Below are 17,190 nucleotides of genomic sequence, written 5' to 3'. Positions count from 1 at the left end.
GACACCCTTTATCGCGAAATGTAAAGATTCAGCCGCGCTTTTGCCGGGACCGGATCAATCCTTCTCCCGCAAACAGGACCAAGGCCGTCCAGATCAGCACGAAACCGACCAGGCGGTCGGCCGTGAAAGCTTCCTTGAACAGCCACACGCCGAGCAGGAACTGGATGGTCGGCGCCAGGTATTGCAGCAGGCCGAGGATCGACAGCGGAATCTGGCGCGCGCCGCTGGCGAACAGCAGCAGGGGAACGGCCGTGATCGGGCCGGCCGCCACCAGCAGCCAGCGCGTGCTGTCCGACGGCGTGTTCAGGAAGGCATTTTCGCCATGCAGCGTGAGCCAGCCGACATAGATGGCCGCGATCGGGAACAGCACCATGGTCTCGAAGGACAGCCCTTCCAGGGCGCCGAGCGCGGCGGTCTTGCGCAGCAGTCCGTAGGCGCCGAACGAGGCCGCCAGGCACAGCGCGATCCAGGGCACCGAACCGGATTGCCAGGTCAGCCAGGCCACGCCCAGGGCGGCGATCGCGATGGCGATCCACTGCACGCGGCGCAGGCGTTCCTTCAGCAGCAGGTAGCCGAACATGATGTTCACCAGGGGATTGATGAAATAACCGAGGCTGGCCTCGATCACGTGGCCGTTGTTGACGGCCCAGATGTAGAGCAGCCAGTTCGCGCTGAGCAGCAGGGCGGAAGCGACGAAGCTCCAGAACACGCGCGGCTGGCGCACCTGCTCCAGCCAGCGCCACTGGCGGCGCAGGGCGAGCACGATCAGCAGGAAGGCGAGCGACCAGATCATGCGGTGCGCCAGGATCTGCATGGAAGGCACTTCCTTGACGGCGTGGAAATATAAAGGGAACAAGCCCCAGCACAGGAAGGCCAGGGCGGCGGAAAAGATGCCGGTACGCATGGGAAATCGGATGAGGGAAGTTGCCAGTGCAGCATTATCGGCGAAGTAGCGAGCGCTTGCCGGAGGCGCCCCATTTTGGCGCGGGACGACCGGCTTTCGGGGCTAACGCGCGACCGCCCCTCGTCTCTTCGGGCAAACTTGCAACACTTCCCGCCAGGGACCGCTTGCGCAGCCCGGTCGACCGCCGATACTGCTTGCAATTTTCTTGTCGTTATTTTATGGTGCGCCGCACCAGAACAACAATATGGTGCAATCTTGACGTCGCAAAATAACAAAAGCAGCCTGGCGGCGCTGACGCTGGCTGCCGTCGGCATCGTCTACGGCGATATCGGTACCAGCCCGCTGTACACGCTCAAGACCATCTTCGACCCCACCCACGGCCTCGCGCTGAACACCCCCAACCTGCTCGGCATTATCTCCCTGATCTTCTGGGGCTTGACGCTGATCGTCTCGCTCAAGTACGTCACGCTGGTGCTGCGCGCCGACAACCGCGGCGAGGGCGGCATCATGGCGCTGATGGCGCTCACCCTGAATTCCGTCACGCGCACCTCGCGCTGGCACTATCCGCTGATGGTGGTCGGCGTGTTCGGCGCCACCATGTTCTATGGCGACAGCGTGATCACCCCGGCCATCTCCGTGCTCGGCGCGATCGAAGGCCTCGAAGTGGCGACGCCGGCGCTGTCGCATTACGTGGTGCCGCTGGCGGTGGTGGTGCTGGTCGGCCTGTACAGCCTGCAGCGTCACGGCACGGCCGGCATCGGCCGCTGGTTCGGGCCGGTGATGATCATCTGGTTCGCCGCACTGGCCATCATGGGCGTGATCAACATCGCCAAGGCGCCGGTGATCCTGCAGGCGCTGAATCCGCTGCACGCGGCGCGCTTCATCATGGAAAACCGGTTCATCGCCTTCGTCGCGCTGGGCGCGGTGGTGCTGGCGCTGACCGGCGCCGAGGCGCTGTACGCCGACATGGGCCACTTCGGCAAGAAGCCGATCCGCGTGGCCTGGTTCATGATCGTGTTCCCGGCCCTCGCCCTGAATTACCTGGGGCAAGGGGGCTTGCTCATCACCGACCCGACGGCGGTGGAAAATCCCTTCTTCCACCAGCTCGGCACCTGGAGCGTCTATCCGCTGGTGATCCTGTCGACCATGGCGGCGGTGATCGCGTCCCAGGCCACCATTTCCGGCACCTATTCGATGACCAAGCAAGCCATCGCACTGGGCCTGCTGCCGCGCATGCGGATCATGCACACCTCGGAAAGCGAGATCGGCCAGATCTATATCCCGGCGGTGAACTGGCTGCAACTGGTCGTCGTCCTGATCGCCGTGATCGGCTTCGGCTCCTCGGACCGCCTGGCCGGCGCCTACGGCATCGCGGTCACCGCGACCATGCTCGCCACCACGCTGCTGACTTTCTTCATCACCCGCTACCGCTGGCGCCTGCCGCTGATCGTGTGCGTGGGCGCGACCGGCTTCTTCATGCTGATGGACATCGCGCTGTTCTCGGCCAGCACCCTGAAACTGCTGCACGGCGGCTGGTTCCCGCTGCTCTTGGGCGCGGTGCTGCTGACCGCGATGCTGACCTGGAAGCGCGGCCGCGAACTGGTGTTCGAGAACCTGGAAAAGCACGCGATCCCGCTCGACGCCTTCCTCGATTCCCTGTTCGTGGCGCCGCCGGCGCGGGTGCCGGGCACCGCCATCTTCCTGCGCGGCGAAAGCGACGGCGTGCCGCACGCGCTGCTGCACAACCTGTCGCACAACAAGGTGCTGCACGAGCGCGTCGTGTTCCTGACCGTGCACATCCGCGAAGAACCCTGGGTCGCGCTGTCCGAGCAGGTGCAGGTGGTCGACTTGGGCCATCACTGCTACCAGCTCAACATCCATTACGGCTTCAAGGATGAGCCGGACATTCCGGCCGTGATGGCGCATTGCGCCACGCTCGGCCTGACGTTCGAGATGATGGAGACCTCGTTCTTCATCGCGCGCCAGACCGTGATCTCGACCCCGGGCCGGGGCATGGCGCCATGGCGCGAGCACGTGTTCGCGACCATGTCGCGCAACGCGCGCGCCGCGGCGGACTATTACCAGATCCCGCCGAACCGGGTCATCGAGCTCGGCACCCAGGTTGAAATCTAAGTACTCACCCAAAAATAAATGTGTTTTTGGCTGCCATAACCGGCGCGTTGCTGCGTTGGCTCGCGCTTGCAGTGCTCGCACTGCGGCGCACTCGCCGCCTTGCACCGCCTCGGCAAGCCGCACCTCCGATTCTGTTTGCCAAAATTCACATTAATTTCTGGTCGAGTACTTGGCGCGCTCTTTATACAAAAACGCTACAAAAAACGGACAAATCCGCCTCCAGCCCTCGGGTAAGGTGCAGTGTTTCCTACAAAACATATGCACACTTATCCGGGGAGAAGAGAATGCGATTCAAGTTTCCGCTGATGGCCGCCGCGTGCGCGGCCGTACTGAGCCTGACGGCCTGCGGCGGCAGCGGCGGCGATGCCGAAGAAGAGGTCATCAGCGTGCCGGCGTCGCTGAAGATCATCGACACCGTGGTCGGCACCGGCGCCGAGGCCGTGAACGGCAAGAAGCTGACCGTCAAGTACACCGGCTGGCTGTACAGCACTACGGCGGCGGACAACAAGGGCACCCAGTTCGAGACCAGCACCATCAGCTTCACGCTGGGCGTGGACGCGGTGATCGCCGGCTGGACCCAGGGTTTGCCGGGCATGAAGGTCGGCGGCAAGCGCACCCTGCAGATTCCGGCGAGCCTGGCCTACGGTAAATATGGCCGCGGCCCGATCCCGCCGAACAGCGGCCTGGTGTTCGACGTCGAGCTGCAGAAGGTCGAGTAAGGCCCGGGTGGGTCCGGGGCCCGCCGCTTCCATCTCCTGGCCGGCAGGCGGGCGCCGATGGCGTCCCGTCCTACGACGTGCCGTGCGCACCTTTCCCTTGTGTAGGATGTAACAAGGCCGCATGGCCTGCGTTCGTCGAACCAAGGAGCACAGAGAGCATGTCGCAACACATTACCCCGCAGGAAATCGAAGCACTCACCCCGCGCCAACGCGTCTTCGCCATCGTCGGCGCATCGTCGGGCAACCTGGTCGAGTGGTTCGATTTCTACATCTATTCCTTCTGCGCGCTGTACTTTTCGGCCGCTTTCTTCCCGTCCGGGAACCCGACCACCCAGCTCTTGAATACCGCCGGCATCTTCGCCGCCGGCTTCCTGATGCGTCCGATCGGCGGCTGGATGTTCGGCCGCATCGCCGACCGCTACGGCCGCAAGAACTCGATGCTGATCTCGGTGCTCATGATGTGCGGCGGCTCGCTGATGATCGCGGTGCTGCCGACCTATGCCCAGATCGGCACCGCGGCGCCGGTCCTGCTGCTGCTGGCGCGCCTGTTCCAGGGCCTGTCGGTGGGCGGCGAGTACGGCACCAGCGCCACCTACATGAGCGAGGTGGCGCAGCCGGGCCGGCGCGGTTTCTTCGCCTCGTTCCAGTACGTGACCCTGATCGGCGGCCAGTTGCTGGCGCTGCTGGTGCTGGTGGTGCTGCAGCAGTTGTTGACGGAGGCGGAACTGAAGGCCTGGGGCTGGCGCATTCCCTTCGTGCTGGGCGCCTGCGCGGCCCTGGTCTCGCTCTACCTGCGCCGCTCGCTGACCGAGACCACCAGCGCCACCGAACGCAAGAGCAAGGAAGCCGGCAGCGTCGCCGCGCTGCTGAGGGACCACCGCCGCGCCTTCATCACCGTGCTCGGTTTCACCGCCGGCGGCTCGCTGATCTTCTACACCTTCACCACCTACATGCAGAAATACCTGGTCAACACGGTCGGGATGGACACCAAGACCGCCAGCGCGATCATGACCGTGGTGCTGGTGATCTACATGTGCCTGCAGCCGGTGTTCGGCTCGCTGTCCGACCGCATCGGCCGCAAGACCTCGATGATGTGGTTCGGCGGACTGGCCGCGATCGCCACCGTGCCGATCATGACCGCCCTGCGCGGCGTCGCCAGCCCCTTCATGGCCGGCGTCTTGATCGTCTGCGCGCTGGCCATCGTCAGCCTGTACACCTCGATCAGCGGCCTCATCAAGGCCGAGATGTTCCCGGTCGAAGTGCGCGCCCTCGGCGTCGGCCTGTCGTATGCGGTGGCCAACGCGATCTTCGGCGGTTCGGCCGAGTACGTGGCGCTGTGGTTCAAGCAGGCCGGGATGGAATCGAATTTCTACTGGTACGTCAGCGTGATGTGCGCGATCGCCTTCATCGTGTCGCTGCGCATGCCCGACCCGACCAAGTCGGGCATGTTGAAATAAGGCGCATCAGCGCAGCATGTCGATGTGCAGGATGCCGTCTTCGTCGTAAGGGGCGGAGACGGTCTCGAAGCCGAAGTCCTGGTAGAACTTCTCCAGGCGCTGCTGGGCGCCGATGCGGATGCGGTGGCCCGGGTGCAGGCGCTCGGCGTACTGGATGCCGTGCGCGACCAGCTCGCGCCCGACCCCGGCGCCGCGCACGTCGTTCGTGGTGAGGATGCGCCCCAGGCTCATCTCGTCGTACTTGGCGCCCGGCGCCAGGCAGCGCAGGTAGGCGACCAGCACGCGCCGGCCGCCGATGTCGCGCCAGCCCAGCAGGTGGTGGGCGTCGAGGTCGTAGCCGTCGATGTCCGGATACAGGCAGGTCTGCTCCAGCACGAACACCTGCTGGCGCTGGGCCAGCACTTCGTACAGCTGCGCGTTGGTCAAATCGGCGAAGCCGCACCACTGCCATTCGATCATGTGTGTTTCCAATCAGGTAAAGAAAAATCAGGCCGCCGTCTCGAAGCCTTCGAGCACGTTGACCGTGTGAATGCCGATGTCCTGCCCCAGCCCGCCCTCGAACACGAAGGCGGTCGGCAGGCCGAGCCAGGCAATGCGCTCGCCGATGCGCAGGAAGTCCGCGCCCTGCAGGCCGAATCCGGCATCAACTTCCGCGGTGTCGACGCCGAGCGAGACCACCAGCGCCTCGGGCGCGAACATGCCCAGCTTGATGCAGGCCGTCTCCAGCGCCGCCATCCACTGCTGCGCGCCGGCCGCGCGCGGCAGCGGCAGGTTCATGTTGTAGCCGAGCCCCGCGCCGCTGCCGGTTTCGTCGGCGTGGCCGAGGTAGAACGGGTAGTCGCTGTGCGGGTCGGCGTGGATCGAGACGAACAGCACGTCGCTGCGGCCGTAGAAGATGCCCTGGGTGCCGTTGCCGTGGTGGTAGTCGAGGTCGAGGATCGCCACGCGCTGCAAGCCGTCGTCGAGCAGGTGCTGGGCGGCGAGGGCCGCGTTATTCAGGAAGCAGGCGCCGCCGAAGAAGTCGGCGCCGGAATGGTGGCCCGGCGGGCGGGTCAGCGCGAAGCTGCCGCGTTCGCCCAGGCGCAGCGCGTGGGCCGCGTTGATGGCGCAGTCGGCGCCGGTTTTCGCCGCGTTCCAGGTGCCGGACGTGAGCGGCGTGCCGCTGTCCATCGAGTACAGGCCGAGCCGGCCGTGAAAACAGTCCGGCTCGATGTCCGCGCGCATGCCGCGGATCGGCCAGCTCGCGGGCAGGGCGTCCCTGTCCGCATTGGCCGGATCGAGCGCCAGCCACTCGCTCCAGGCGTTGCGCAGGAAGTGCAGGTAGCGCGGGCTGTGGATGCGCTCCAGCGAGACCAGCGGCACCCGGTGCGGGGTGACGATCTCGCCTAGCCCGCGCCGCTGCAGCTCGGCCAGCACCAGGTCGATGCGCTCGGGCTTTTCACGACAAGGCACCATGTCGCCGCTGTGGCATTCGCGCCGCCCGCGGTGCTGGGCATGGTGTTCGTTGTAAAAAGTGAGCAAGGCATCCCCGGATCAGCTATGGTTGCCGCACAGTGTACTGCTGTTGTACGCCGCGACGAAATCGTCGAAGCTGCCGGTGTCGGTCTGCTCGATGATCGCCTGCTGCGCCAGCGAGGCGGCGGCCTGCTCGGCAAAAGCGGCTTCCTCGGCCGGCATCAGCGGGCTTTCGCGGAAATATGCCGCGTGCAGCCGGCTCTGGCGCAAGCCGAAGGCGGCGGCCGAACCGAGTTCGCGCACTTCTTCCAGCACGCGCGCCGACGGCGTCTTGCCTGGATCGGCGATCTTCGCCTTCTGCAGCGCCAGCGAGGCTTCGTGCACGCCCGCCTCGTTGTGTTCGGCGTCGAGCAGCTGCGCCACCGGGCGGATGCGCTCGATCAGTTCGTCGGCCCAGGCCTGCAGCGCGACCTCTTCGCCGTCGCGCGTCAGGGTCAGGCCGGGTTTGCGGCCTTCCTTCACGGTGCGGGCGAAGTTGCGCGCGTGGATTTGCCCTTCGGCGGCGCTGATCAGCGGGCTTTCGTCGAGCGCGCAGAACAGCAGGAAGGCGTCCAGGAAGCGGCCGGTCTCGATGCCGACGCCGACCGGCTCGAACGGATCGACGTCCAGGCAGCGCACCTCGATGTATTGCACGCCGCGGTTGCACAGCGCCTGCACCGGCCGCTCGCCGGTGCGGATCACGCGTTTCGGGCGGATCGTCGAGTAGTACTCGTTCTCGATCTGCAGCACGTTGGTCGACAGCTGGATCCACTCGCCGTCCTTCTTGGTGCCGACCGCCTCGTAGGGCGGGTAGGGGCGGTTGACGGCGTCCATCAGGCTCGTCACATAGCTTTCCAGGCTGTTCTCGTGCGGACGCAGGCCGGACTGCGCATCGTTCTGGTAACCCAGGTCGCTCATGCGCAGGCTGGTGGCATACGGCAGGTAGAGCGTGTCGGGCGACAGCTCTTCCAGCCCGTGCGCGCGGCCGCGCAGGAAGCTCTTGGTCAGCGCCGGCGACGCGCCGAACAGGTACATCAGCAGCCAGCTGTAGCGGCGGAAGTTGCGGATGGTGGCGATGTAGCTTTCGGACTGGAAGTCGCGCAGGGCGTTGCGGCGCTCTTCCTGGACGCCCTCGCTGGCCAGGATCAGCTGCCACAGTTGTTCCGGCAGCGAGTAGTTATAGTGGATGCCGGCGATGCACTGCATGGCCTTCCCGTAGCGCAGCGCCAGGCCGCGGCGGTAGACGTGCTTGAGCATGCCGATGTTCGACTTGCCGTACCAGGCGATCTCGATCTCTTCCTCGGGCGGCAGTTCGCCCGGCATCGATTCGCTCCACAGCATCTCGTCGCCCAGTTTCGTGTACGCGAAACGGTGGATCGCGTCGAGGCGGTGCAGGGCCAGGCCGATGTCGTGCTCGGCCGGGGTGATGAACTCGAGCAGCGCCTCGGCGTAGTCGGTCGTGATCTGCGGGTGGGTCAGGGCTGAGCCGAGCTGGACCGGGTGAGGCGTGCGCGCCAGATGGCCCTGGCTGTCGATGCGCAGGGTTTCGCGTTCGATGCCGCGCAAACCCTGGCCCAGCAGGCCGCGGTGCGCATCGTCGTCGAGCAGAGCCAGGCGGCGGGTCAGTTGGTTCGACACAGTGTTTCCTTTCTTGTACTGCCTATTTGATTGGTGCAGAGAGTAACCGAAAAACGGACTGTGCGTCGGCGGCCGGTTCATTTCCGGCCGGCGATACCGGGATGCGGGGCAGACGCCCCTGGCGCCTCAGTCCGTGCTGGCAGGCGGCGCCGGATCGGCAGCGGAGGGCGGCTTGTCCGGCGCCGCGGAAGTGGGAGTGGGGGCGGGTTTGCGCGGTTTTTTGTCGGCAGGCGGCGCGGCCGGGGCGGTGTCGGGCGCGGTGGCCGGCTGGGCGGGCGCCGCCTTCGACGCAGGCGCCGGCGCCGACCGGTTCTGCATGCCCGACAGCGGGAAGGGACCGGGCCTGGCCGTCGCCGGCGCCGCTGCCGGCGCGGGAGAAGAAGCAGGCGGCTGGAGCGCCGGCGCGGGCAGCGGAATCGGTCCCGGTCCGGCAGGGACGGCGGGCGCGGGCAGCAGGATCGGACCCGGGCCGGGCGGCGGCGCCAGCTGGGCCGCCAGCCAGCGGCCCATTTCGCGCTCGAGCAGCGGCAGCGGCAGCGAACCATTGTCCAGCAAGGCGTCGTGGAAGCGCCGCAGGTCCATGCGCGCTCCCAGCGCGGCTTGCGCCTTGTCGCGCAAGGCGCGGATGCGCAGCTGGCCGATCTTGTAGCTCAAGGCCTGGGCCGGCTGGGCGATGTAGCGGTCGATTTCGACTTCGTTGTCGGCGGCGGCATTGGCCGTGTTCGCGTTCAGGTAGTCGATCGCCTGGCGCCGCGTCCAGCCCTGCGCGTGGATGCCGGTGTCCACCACCAGCCGGGCGGCGCGGAACATGTCGTCGTTCAGGTGGCCGAAGCGGGAGAACGGGTCCTTGAAGAAGCCCATCTCCGGTCCCAGGCTTTCGGCATAGGTGGCCCAGCCTTCGCCGAAGGCGTCATCCCAGCGGTGGCGCCGAAACGCCGGCAGCTGGGCCAGTTCATGCGCGCGCGCGACCTGCAGGTGGTGCCCGGGCAGCGCCTCGTGCAGGGCCAGGGTCTCGACTTCCCACAGCGGCTGCGGGCGCGCCGTGTTGACCACCAGCGCCGCGCTGCGGTCCGGCGTGCCGGCTTCGTAATAGGCCGCGACCTGGCCGGCCGCGCCGTCCTGGCCGAGCGGCTTGACGCCGACCGATGCCAGCGGAACGGTCCCGAACAGGTCGGGCAGGCGCGCCTCGGCGCGCGCGATGGTGCGGCGATACCTCGCCAGCAGCGCCTCGGGACTGGAGGCAAACAGGCGCTTGTCGCTGCGCGCGAACACCAGGAACTGCGCCAGCGTGCCGCGAAAACCGGTGTGCTTGACCGCCTGCTCCATCGCGCCGCGGATGCGCGCCACTTCCTTCAGGCCGAGTGCGTGCACCTCGGCCGGCGTCAAGCCGGTGCCGGTGGCGTTGCGGACCAGGAAGGCGTAGTAGCCGGGCCCGCCCGGCAGGCTGCTGGCGGCCAGCGCATCGCGCGCGGCCGGCACATAGTCGGCGCGGATGAAGTCTTCGAGCTTGCGCAGGGCCGGCGCGGCGCTGCTCGTCAGGGCGGCGTTGCCGGCCTTGACGAGCTCCTCGCGCACCGCGGGGTCGATGGTGGCGGGAATGCGCCGCAGCGGCGCCGACAGCGGGCCATCGGCCAGGCGCTCGCGCAGCGCCCGCAGCAGCTCCGGCACGGCGCGCACGCTGGCCTTCGGCGCGGTCCAGCCGGTGCGCATGCCTTCGCGCAGCTGTTCAATCAGGCCGTCGACGTGGGCCGGCAGCGCATTCAGGCGCGCGATGTAGTTGCGGTAGTCTTCCTCGGTCGCGAACGGCATCTGCGCCACTAGGCGCGGCAGGCGCACGTGCAGCCCGTCCCAGGCCGTGATCGGCTGCGGATCGAAGGCATGGAAGGCGAAGCGCGCGAGCCGGCGCTCCTTGTCGAAGATGAACAGGTCGAGCGACAGGCGTTCCTGGGGCGTCAAGCTGGCGCGGTCGAGGGCGCGGGCTTCTTCCAGGGCCTTGCCGGCGTAGTCGAGCGCGGCGCGGCTGGCGGCCAGGCTGGTGTCGGACAGGCGCGCGTCGAAGCGGTGCTCGCCGATCGTGGTCGCGTATTCGGGATCGTGGCGCAGCTGCCATTCCCAGTCGCGCTCGAACAGCGCCTGCGCATCCTCGGACGCACCGCGCGCCACGCCGTGGAACAGCGCGGTAAGCAGGACGAGGAGGGGGAATAGTCGGCGCATGGGGTCAGGGTGGTGGACGTGTAGGCATTGTAACAATGGGTGCCGGCGGGGCGGCGCGCGGTGGGGAGCTGTGCGGTCTGCCTGCGTTGTATCGCGTGGGTACGAGTACCCACCCTACAAGGGCGGGGTTTCGTAGGGTGGGCTCTTGAGCCCACGCGGTCGGACTTTTCCGGAGCCGCGCTTGAATTCATATTCGAGCAAGCAAGGAAGTCGCGGTGAACTACCCGCGTCGCCCGCCGCTGACCCGCTCGATCCCCGCCAGGTCGCGCCAGCTCTGCGCTTCCAGGTACCCGGCCTCGGCCAGCAATGTCCGCACCGCCGCCGCCTGGTCGTAGCCATGCTCGAGCAGCAGCCAGCCGCCCGCCACCAGGTGCCGGGCCGCGCCCGCGATGATCGTGCGCAGGTCCGACAGGCCGTCCGCGTGGTCGGTCAGCGCATCGACCGGTTCGAAGCGCAAATCGCCCTGCGCCAGGTGTTCGTCGCCCGATGCGATGTAGGGCGGGTTCGAGGCCACGACGTCGAACACGTCTTCCTCGCCCAGCGCCGCGAACCAGTCGCTGCGCAGGAAGCGCACCGTGGCGCCGTTGGCGTCGGCATTCGTCCGCGCCAGCGCGAGCGCGTCCGCGCTGACGTCGAGCGCGGTCACCTGGGCGTCGGGCCGCGTGTGGGCGACGGACACCGCGATCGCGCCGCTGCCGGTGCCCATGTCGAGCAGGCGCGCGCGCGGGGCCAGGCGTTCGAGCGCCAGTTCGACGATCAGTTCGGTATCGGGACGCGGGATCAGCACTGCCGGGCCGACCTGGAAGGGCAGGCCGAAGAACTCGCGCTGGCCGACGATGTAGGCGATCGGTTCGCCGTCCAGGCGGCGCTGCACCAGGGCCGCCAGGCGCTCTGCCTCATCGGCGCCCAGCTCGCGTTCGGACTGCGTGATCAGCCCCACGCGCGAGATGCCCAGCGCGTGGCACAGCAGGATGCGGTTTTCCAGCGGATCGAGCGGCAGGCTGGCCTGCAGCGACCCGATGCTGGCGCCGGCTGGGATAATCATCGCGCGCGGCGCGCCAGCACCCAGACCAGGGTCAGCGTCAACAGCACGAACCACACCGCCGACCACTGCGGGATCGACAGGCCGAACAGCCCGTCGGTGGCGGTCTCGCACAGGCCGTCGGCCTGGAACAGCCAGGGCATCAGGGTCGCCGTGGGAATTTTGTTGAGCATGGTCTCCATCGGGTCGATGCCGCAGGAGAAGCCGGGATTGGCCAGCACATATAAATGCTTGCCGACCACGCCCAGGCCGCCGAGCGCCGCCAGCAGGGCCACGCCGGCGCCCGCCTTGATCCTGCCGGCGAAGGCGCCGGCCAGGCTCGCGATGCCGACCGCCAGGAACAGGTAGCGCTGGATCACGCACAGCGGGCAGGGCAGCATGTCGTGCGCGTGCTGCAGGTAGAGGGCGACGCCGATCAGCGCGAAGCTGATCGCGGCCACGATCAGGAGGACGGTACGGGAAGCGGGCATGCGGTTCGGCTCTCGTTGGTCAAAAAACAGAAGGCGATTCTCGCATACGGCCTCGAATCGCGCATCCGCATTTTCACATTGGCAACTTAACCCAGACTTAGCTTGCAGCGATTGGCAATGCGCCCAGGGCAAGGCGCGTCGTCGAAGACAGTACGCGTTGTACGGCGAGACGACGCAACGCCGCCATGGGCGCATTGCCAGGTGCTGTTAATCGCCCAGTGCGGCGAGCAGCTCGGCTTGGTGCTCGGCGGCCAGCGCATTGGTCAGCTCGGCCAGGTCGCCGTCCATGATGAAGTCCAGTTTATACAGCGTCAGGTTGATGCGGTGGTCGGTCAGGCGGCCCTGCGGGAAGTTGTAGGTGCGGATGCGCTCGCTGCGGTCGCCCGAGCCGATCAGGCTCTTGCGGGTGGCGGCCTCTTTCGACTGCTGTTCGCGCAGCTGCACATCCTTGATGCGCGCGGCCAGCACTTTCATCGCCTGCGCCTTGTTCTTGTGCTGGCTGCGGTCGTCCTGGCACTCGACCACGATGCCCGTGGGGAGGTGGGTGATGCGCACCGCCGAATCGGTCTTGTTGATGTGCTGCCCGCCGGCGCCCGAGGCGCGGTAGGTATCGATGCGCAGGTCGGCCGGGTTGATGTTCACGTCCTCGACCTCGTCCGCTTCCGGCATCACCGCCACCGTGCAGGCCGAGGTGTGGATGCGGCCTTGGGTCTCGGTGGCGGGCACGCGCTGCACGCGGTGGCCGCCCGACTCGAATTTCAGTTTCGAGTAGGCGCCATTGCCGACCACGCGCACGATCACTTCGCGGTAGCCGCCCAGGTCCGACGGCGACTCGGACACCATCTCGACCTGCCAGCGGTTGCGCTCGGCGAAGCGGGTGTACATGCGCAGCAGGTCGCCGGCGAACAGGGCCGACTCGTCGCCGCCGGTGCCGGCGCGGATCTCGAGGAAGATGTTACGCTCGTCGTTCTCGTCCTTCGGCAACAGCATTTTCTGCAAGTCGAGGTCAAGATCGGCCAGGCGCGCCTTGGCGGCCTCGATCTCTTCCTGGGCGAATTCCTTCATGTCCGGGTCGGCAAGCATTTCCTGCGCCGCCGCGATGTCGCCGTTCGCCTCCTGGTACTGTTTATACAGCGCGACCAGCGGCGAAAGTTCGGCGTGCTCGCGCGTCATCTTGCGGTAGCTGTCCATGTTGGCGGTGGCGCCTTCGGACATCAGGAGTTCGTCGAGTTCGACCAGGCGGTTCGCCAGTTGGTCGAGCTTGGCCAGCATCGATGGTTTCATGGGCTGTATGCGAAAAAGGGTGACAGGTGGCGCGGGAGCGCCGGAAAGCGCCCGGAGCAGGCGCGCAGCGGGGAGGCGCCGCTAACGGCGGCCGCGGAACAGCTGGGGCAGGAGGGTCGCCAGGCGCGCGCGTTCGTCGCCTTCGGCGCGGTGCAGCGCCTGTTGCGGGCCGTGCAGGAATTTCGCGGCCAGGCCTTTCGACAGCGCCTCGAGCACCGCGTCGATGTCTTCGCCCTTGGCGAGCAGGCGGCGGGCGCGTTCGAGTTCGGCCAGGCGCAGCGCTTCGCTGGCCTCGTGCATGTCCTGGATGACGGGGACCATGGCGCGGTCGCCGATCCAGTGCATGAAGGACTGGACGCGGTGTTCGATGATGGCTTCGGCCTGGGCCACGGCGGCCTGCCGGCTTTCCATCCCGGTCTGCACCACCTGCGCCAGGTCGTCGACGGTGTACAGGTAGACGTCGTCCAGGCGCGCGACTTCCGGTTCGATATCGCGCGGCACGGCGAGATCGGCCATGAAGATCGGGCGATGGCGGCGCGCCTTGATCGCGCGTTCGACCAGGCCCAGGCCGATCAGCGGCAGGGTCGAGGCGGTGCAGGAAACGACGATGTCGAACCGGGCCAGCTGCTCGGGCAGGTCGGCCAGACGGATCGCGCGGCCGTTCAGGCGCGTGGCGAGCGACTCGCCGCGTTCCATGGTGCGGTTGGCGATCGTGATCGACTTCGGATTCTGGGCCGCGAAGTGGGCCGCGCACAGCTCGATCATCTCGCCGGCGCCGATGAACAGCACGTGCTGGTCGGCGATGCGATCGAAAATGCGCTGCGACAGGCGCACCGCGGCGGCGGCCATCGAGACGCTGTGGGCGCCGATCTCCGTGGTAGTGCGTACTTCCTTCGCCACCGCGAAGCTGCGCTGGAACAGCTGGTGCAGGTAGGTGCCCAGGCCGCCCGCCTCCTCGGCGGTGCGCACGGCGTCCTTCATCTGGCCGAGGATCTGCGGCTCGCCCAGCACCATCGAATCGAGCCCGGAGGCGACGCGGAAGGCGTGGCGCACGGCGTCGCCCTGCGGCAGCATGTACAGGTGCGGCCGCAGTTCGGCGTAATTCAGCGCGTGGTAGTGGGCCAGGAACTGGGCCGAGGCGTCGAGCGGATCGGGCACGCCGCTGGCGGCGTACAGCTCGGTGCGGTTGCAGGTAGAGAGGATCGCGGCTTCGTCGCTGCCGCGGCGTTCGAGCTGGCCGAAGCGGCCGAACCACTCGCGCGCCGACTGCACCGCGCGGCCGAGCTGTTCCGGGCCGAGCGCAAGCTGTTCGCGCAGCGCGACCGGTGCAGTCGTGTGGTTCAGGCCAACGGCGAGCAGTTGCATTCTGGAATAAGACGGTGGGAATCGTGTGGGGGAATTATACCCTCATGCGCGCAGGGTTTCATGGGACCGATAGAAGAGGCTGGAGGGGATTGTCTGCCCGATAACGCGAACCTTGTTCGGATCGTGGGCAAGGCAAACGTGCGTCGAACGCGTGGACGGCAAACCCGTCCACCCTACGTCGGCTTGCGCACCGTTATCACAACTTGACGGACCGTAGGGTGGACGGCTCTGCCGTCCACGCGTGCAAGCGGCCATCGAACAGCCGCGGTGCCGCTCAGGCCCCCAGCTTCTCCAGCCGATAGCCGTAGCTATACACCGGCACTAGCCGGAAGCCATTTTCCGGACGCAGGCTCAGCTTGTTGCGCACGCGCGAAACGTGGGTGTCCATGGTGCGCGACGGGATGGCGGTTTCGCGCACCCAGACCGATTCGTGGATATAGGCGCGTGACAGCGGGCGGCCGATGTTGCGGAAAAACAGCAGGGCCAGGTAAAACTCTTTTTGCGTGACGTCGATGACGTTGCCGTCCTTCAGCAGGCGGCCTGGACGGGTCTCGAAGACGTAGGGGCCGAACTGCAGCTGCTCGGTGCCGGTTTGCGCCGGGTAGGCGCGGCGCAGCAGGGCCGACACGCGCGCCACCAGTTCGCCGCGGCGCAGGGGCTTGACCAGGTAGTCGTCGGCGCCGGCTTCCATGCCGGCCACGATGTCGTCCTCGGCGCCGCTGCCGACCAGGAACATGGCGGGCGCATCCGGCGCCATCTTTTCCTTGGCGCGGCGCAGGACGTCGGCGGCTTCGCCGTCGCCGGCCGGCCAGTCCATGACCAGCAAATCGGTGCTGTCCTTGCGCATCTGGGCCAGCAATTCCTTGCCGTCTCCAAAGGATTGGCAGCTGTGTCCAGCGGAGCTGAGGACCTGGCAAATCAGGTCAGCCTGGCTACGGTCATTGTCGAGGACAGCTATTCTCATGGCGGCACGCTATTGTCAAATTAACCTGTAGGATCAATCCTACATCGTTAAACCGACTATAACAGACTTTGACAAAATAATGCTACTCGTAAATTTTTGTTTTTTACCGAAAGGAAGAGTCAGGGGTAAACGGGGAGGTAGTTTCGCCGAGTCATCACTCGGTAAATACTCAATTCCGACAGTTTTTCGGGTGCCGGCGAAAAACGCACAGCATGCGGCGGAAAAGCAACACTGAGCAACAAAGCGGCAATTTGTGACAATGCGTCGCCATGGCGACAACAGGGCAGGCGACAGGCGCCGCAGGGCGCGTCGACATGATCGGCCTGACTGCGGATTCAGGCAAGCACGACGGGGGGAGCAGGCGGAGGAAGGGAAGCGCCCGTCCGGCAGGCGGACGGGCGCGAGGAAACCGGTCAGGCGTCCGGCAACACCACGTTGACGTCGAGCACTTCCAGGTTGCCCTGGCGGTCGAGCGAAATCTTGATGTCGTCGGCGTTGACCTTGGTGTACTTCGAGATCACCTCGATCAGCTCGCGGTGCAGGGCCGGCAGGAAATCCGGACCGGTACGGTTGGTCCGTTCGCGGGCGATGATGATTTGCAGCCGTTCCTTGGCCGCGTTCGCGCTCTTCTTCTTTTCGGGGAACAGGAATGAGAGCAATGCCATGTCACTTGGTCCCAAAAATGCGTTGCAACAGACCCGGCTTTTCGTAGGTCGTGAAGCGCAGCGGGCGGTCTTCGCCCAGGAAACGCGCCACCACGTCCTCGTAGGCCTCGGCCACGTCGGTGCCCTTGAAATGGATCGCCGGGTTGCCCTGGTTCGAGGCGTGCAGCACCGATTCCGATTCCGGGATGATGCCCAGCAGCGGGATGCGCAGGATTTCCTGCACGTCCTGGTAGGACAGCATCTCGTCGTTCTCGACGCGGCGCGGCGAGTAGCGGGTGATCAACAGGTGTTCCTTGACCGGTTCGCCGCCGCTCTGGGCGCGGCGCGACTTGGCCTGCAGGATGCCCAGGATGCGGTCCGAGTCGCGCACCGACGATACTTCCGGGTTGGTCACGATCAGCGCCTCGTCGGCAAAGGTCAGCGCCATCAGCGCGCCGTGCTCGATGCCGGCCGGCGAGTCGCAGATGATGTACTCGAAGCCCATCTTGACCAGCTCGTTGAGCACGCGCTCGACGCCTTCTTCGGTCAGGGCTTCCTTGTCGCGCGTTTGCGAGGCCGGCAGGATGAACAGGTTGTCGCAGTGCTTGTCCTTGATCAGGGCCTGGTTCAGCGTCGCTTCGCCGTTGATCACGTTGACCAGGTCGTACACCACGCGGCGTTCGCAGCCCATGATCAGGTCGAGGTTGCGCAGGCCGACGTCGAAGTCCAGCACCGCAGTCTTGTGGCCGCGCAGGGCAAGGCCAGTGGAGAAGCTCGCGCTCGAGGTGGTTTTGCCCACGCCGCCCTTGCCGGACGTCACAACAATAATTCTTGCCACAAAAAGGTCCTTTACAGTATCTGG

General features: G+C 66.5%; 15 protein-coding genes. 3 read left to right on the top strand and 12 right to left on the bottom strand.

What is annotated here, in order from left to right:
• Positions 1-28: 28 nt before the first annotated feature.
• Complete coding sequence (gene rarD / locus RT688_RS00665; protein ID WP_313702927.1) at positions 29-904, bottom strand: EamA family transporter RarD; 876 nt, start codon at positions 902-904, stop codon at positions 29-31.
• A gap of 255 nt (positions 905-1,159) precedes the next feature.
• Here rarD and RT688_RS00660 point away from each other — a divergent pair, with 255 nt between their 5' ends.
• The 3 genes from RT688_RS00660 (at position 1,160) to RT688_RS00650 (ending at position 5,213) form a co-directional block, all read left to right on the top strand.
• Positions 1,160-3,037, top strand: coding sequence for a potassium transporter Kup (locus tag RT688_RS00660; protein ID WP_313702926.1), 1,878 nt, complete (start codon positions 1,160-1,162; stop codon positions 3,035-3,037).
• 284 nt (positions 3,038-3,321) lie between these two features.
• Positions 3,322-3,756, top strand: a complete 435-nt coding sequence (locus RT688_RS00655; RefSeq protein WP_313702925.1) for an FKBP-type peptidyl-prolyl cis-trans isomerase — start codon at positions 3,322-3,324, stop codon at positions 3,754-3,756.
• A gap of 158 nt (positions 3,757-3,914) precedes the next feature.
• A complete protein-coding gene (locus RT688_RS00650; protein ID WP_313702924.1) occupies positions 3,915-5,213 on the top strand; it encodes an MFS family transporter in 1,299 nt (432 codons plus the stop codon).
• A gap of 6 nt (positions 5,214-5,219) precedes the next feature.
• On the opposite strand, the gene RT688_RS00645 is transcribed toward RT688_RS00650, so the two are convergent.
• From RT688_RS00645 to minD, 11 genes are all read right to left on the bottom strand, one after another.
• Positions 5,220-5,672 carry a GNAT family N-acetyltransferase gene (locus tag RT688_RS00645; RefSeq protein WP_313702923.1) on the bottom strand — a complete coding sequence of 151 codons (453 nt, stop codon included), beginning with the start codon at positions 5,670-5,672 and terminating at the stop codon, positions 5,220-5,222.
• A gap of 27 nt (positions 5,673-5,699) precedes the next feature.
• Positions 5,700-6,734 (bottom strand): histone deacetylase family protein, encoded by a 1,035-nt coding sequence (locus RT688_RS00640; RefSeq protein WP_313702922.1) that lies wholly within the window; start codon positions 6,732-6,734, stop codon positions 5,700-5,702.
• A gap of 12 nt (positions 6,735-6,746) precedes the next feature.
• Positions 6,747-8,345 carry a glutamate--cysteine ligase gene (gshA, locus tag RT688_RS00635; RefSeq protein ID WP_313702921.1) on the bottom strand — a complete coding sequence of 533 codons (1,599 nt, stop codon included), beginning with the start codon at positions 8,343-8,345 and terminating at the stop codon, positions 6,747-6,749.
• A gap of 126 nt (positions 8,346-8,471) precedes the next feature.
• Complete coding sequence (locus tag RT688_RS00630; RefSeq protein WP_313702920.1) at positions 8,472-10,559, bottom strand: DUF885 domain-containing protein; 2,088 nt, start codon at positions 10,557-10,559, stop codon at positions 8,472-8,474.
• Between the two features lie 220 nt (positions 10,560-10,779).
• The gene (prmC, locus tag RT688_RS00625; protein WP_313702919.1) at positions 10,780-11,604 is read right to left on the bottom strand and encodes a peptide chain release factor N(5)-glutamine methyltransferase; all 825 of its coding nucleotides are present in this window, start codon (positions 11,602-11,604) and stop codon (positions 10,780-10,782) included.
• Positions 11,601-12,071 carry a disulfide bond formation protein B gene (locus tag RT688_RS00620; protein ID WP_313702918.1) on the bottom strand — a complete coding sequence of 157 codons (471 nt, stop codon included), beginning with the start codon at positions 12,069-12,071 and terminating at the stop codon, positions 11,601-11,603. Before RT688_RS00620 ends, prmC begins: the two co-directional genes overlap by 4 nt.
• A gap of 207 nt (positions 12,072-12,278) precedes the next feature.
• Positions 12,279-13,355, bottom strand: a complete 1,077-nt coding sequence (prfA, locus tag RT688_RS00615; protein ID WP_312552468.1) for a peptide chain release factor 1 — start codon at positions 13,353-13,355, stop codon at positions 12,279-12,281.
• Positions 13,356-13,436: 81 nt separating this feature from the next.
• Positions 13,437-14,720, bottom strand: coding sequence for a glutamyl-tRNA reductase (gene hemA / locus RT688_RS00610; RefSeq protein ID WP_313702917.1), 1,284 nt, complete (start codon positions 14,718-14,720; stop codon positions 13,437-13,439).
• Between the two features lie 274 nt (positions 14,721-14,994).
• Entirely contained in the window at positions 14,995-15,684 is a 690-nt protein-coding gene (locus RT688_RS00605) for a response regulator transcription factor (RefSeq protein WP_313702916.1), read from the bottom strand.
• Between the two features lie 413 nt (positions 15,685-16,097).
• On the bottom strand, positions 16,098-16,349 hold the full coding sequence (minE, locus tag RT688_RS00600) for a cell division topological specificity factor MinE (protein ID WP_056340553.1): 252 nt from the start codon (positions 16,347-16,349) through the stop codon (positions 16,098-16,100).
• Between the two features lies 1 nt (position 16,350).
• Positions 16,351-17,166 (bottom strand): septum site-determining protein MinD, encoded by an 816-nt coding sequence (gene minD, locus RT688_RS00595; RefSeq protein ID WP_313702915.1) that lies wholly within the window; start codon positions 17,164-17,166, stop codon positions 16,351-16,353.
• Positions 17,167-17,190 lie beyond the last annotated feature (24 nt).

The sequence above is a fragment of the Massilia sp. genome (genome assembly GCF_032106685.1).
In the GTDB taxonomy this organism is placed as follows: domain Bacteria; phylum Pseudomonadota; class Gammaproteobacteria; order Burkholderiales; family Burkholderiaceae_D; genus Telluria.
Note: the sequence above shows the minus strand (reverse complement) of the source record. Positions and strands in the feature narration are given on the sequence as shown.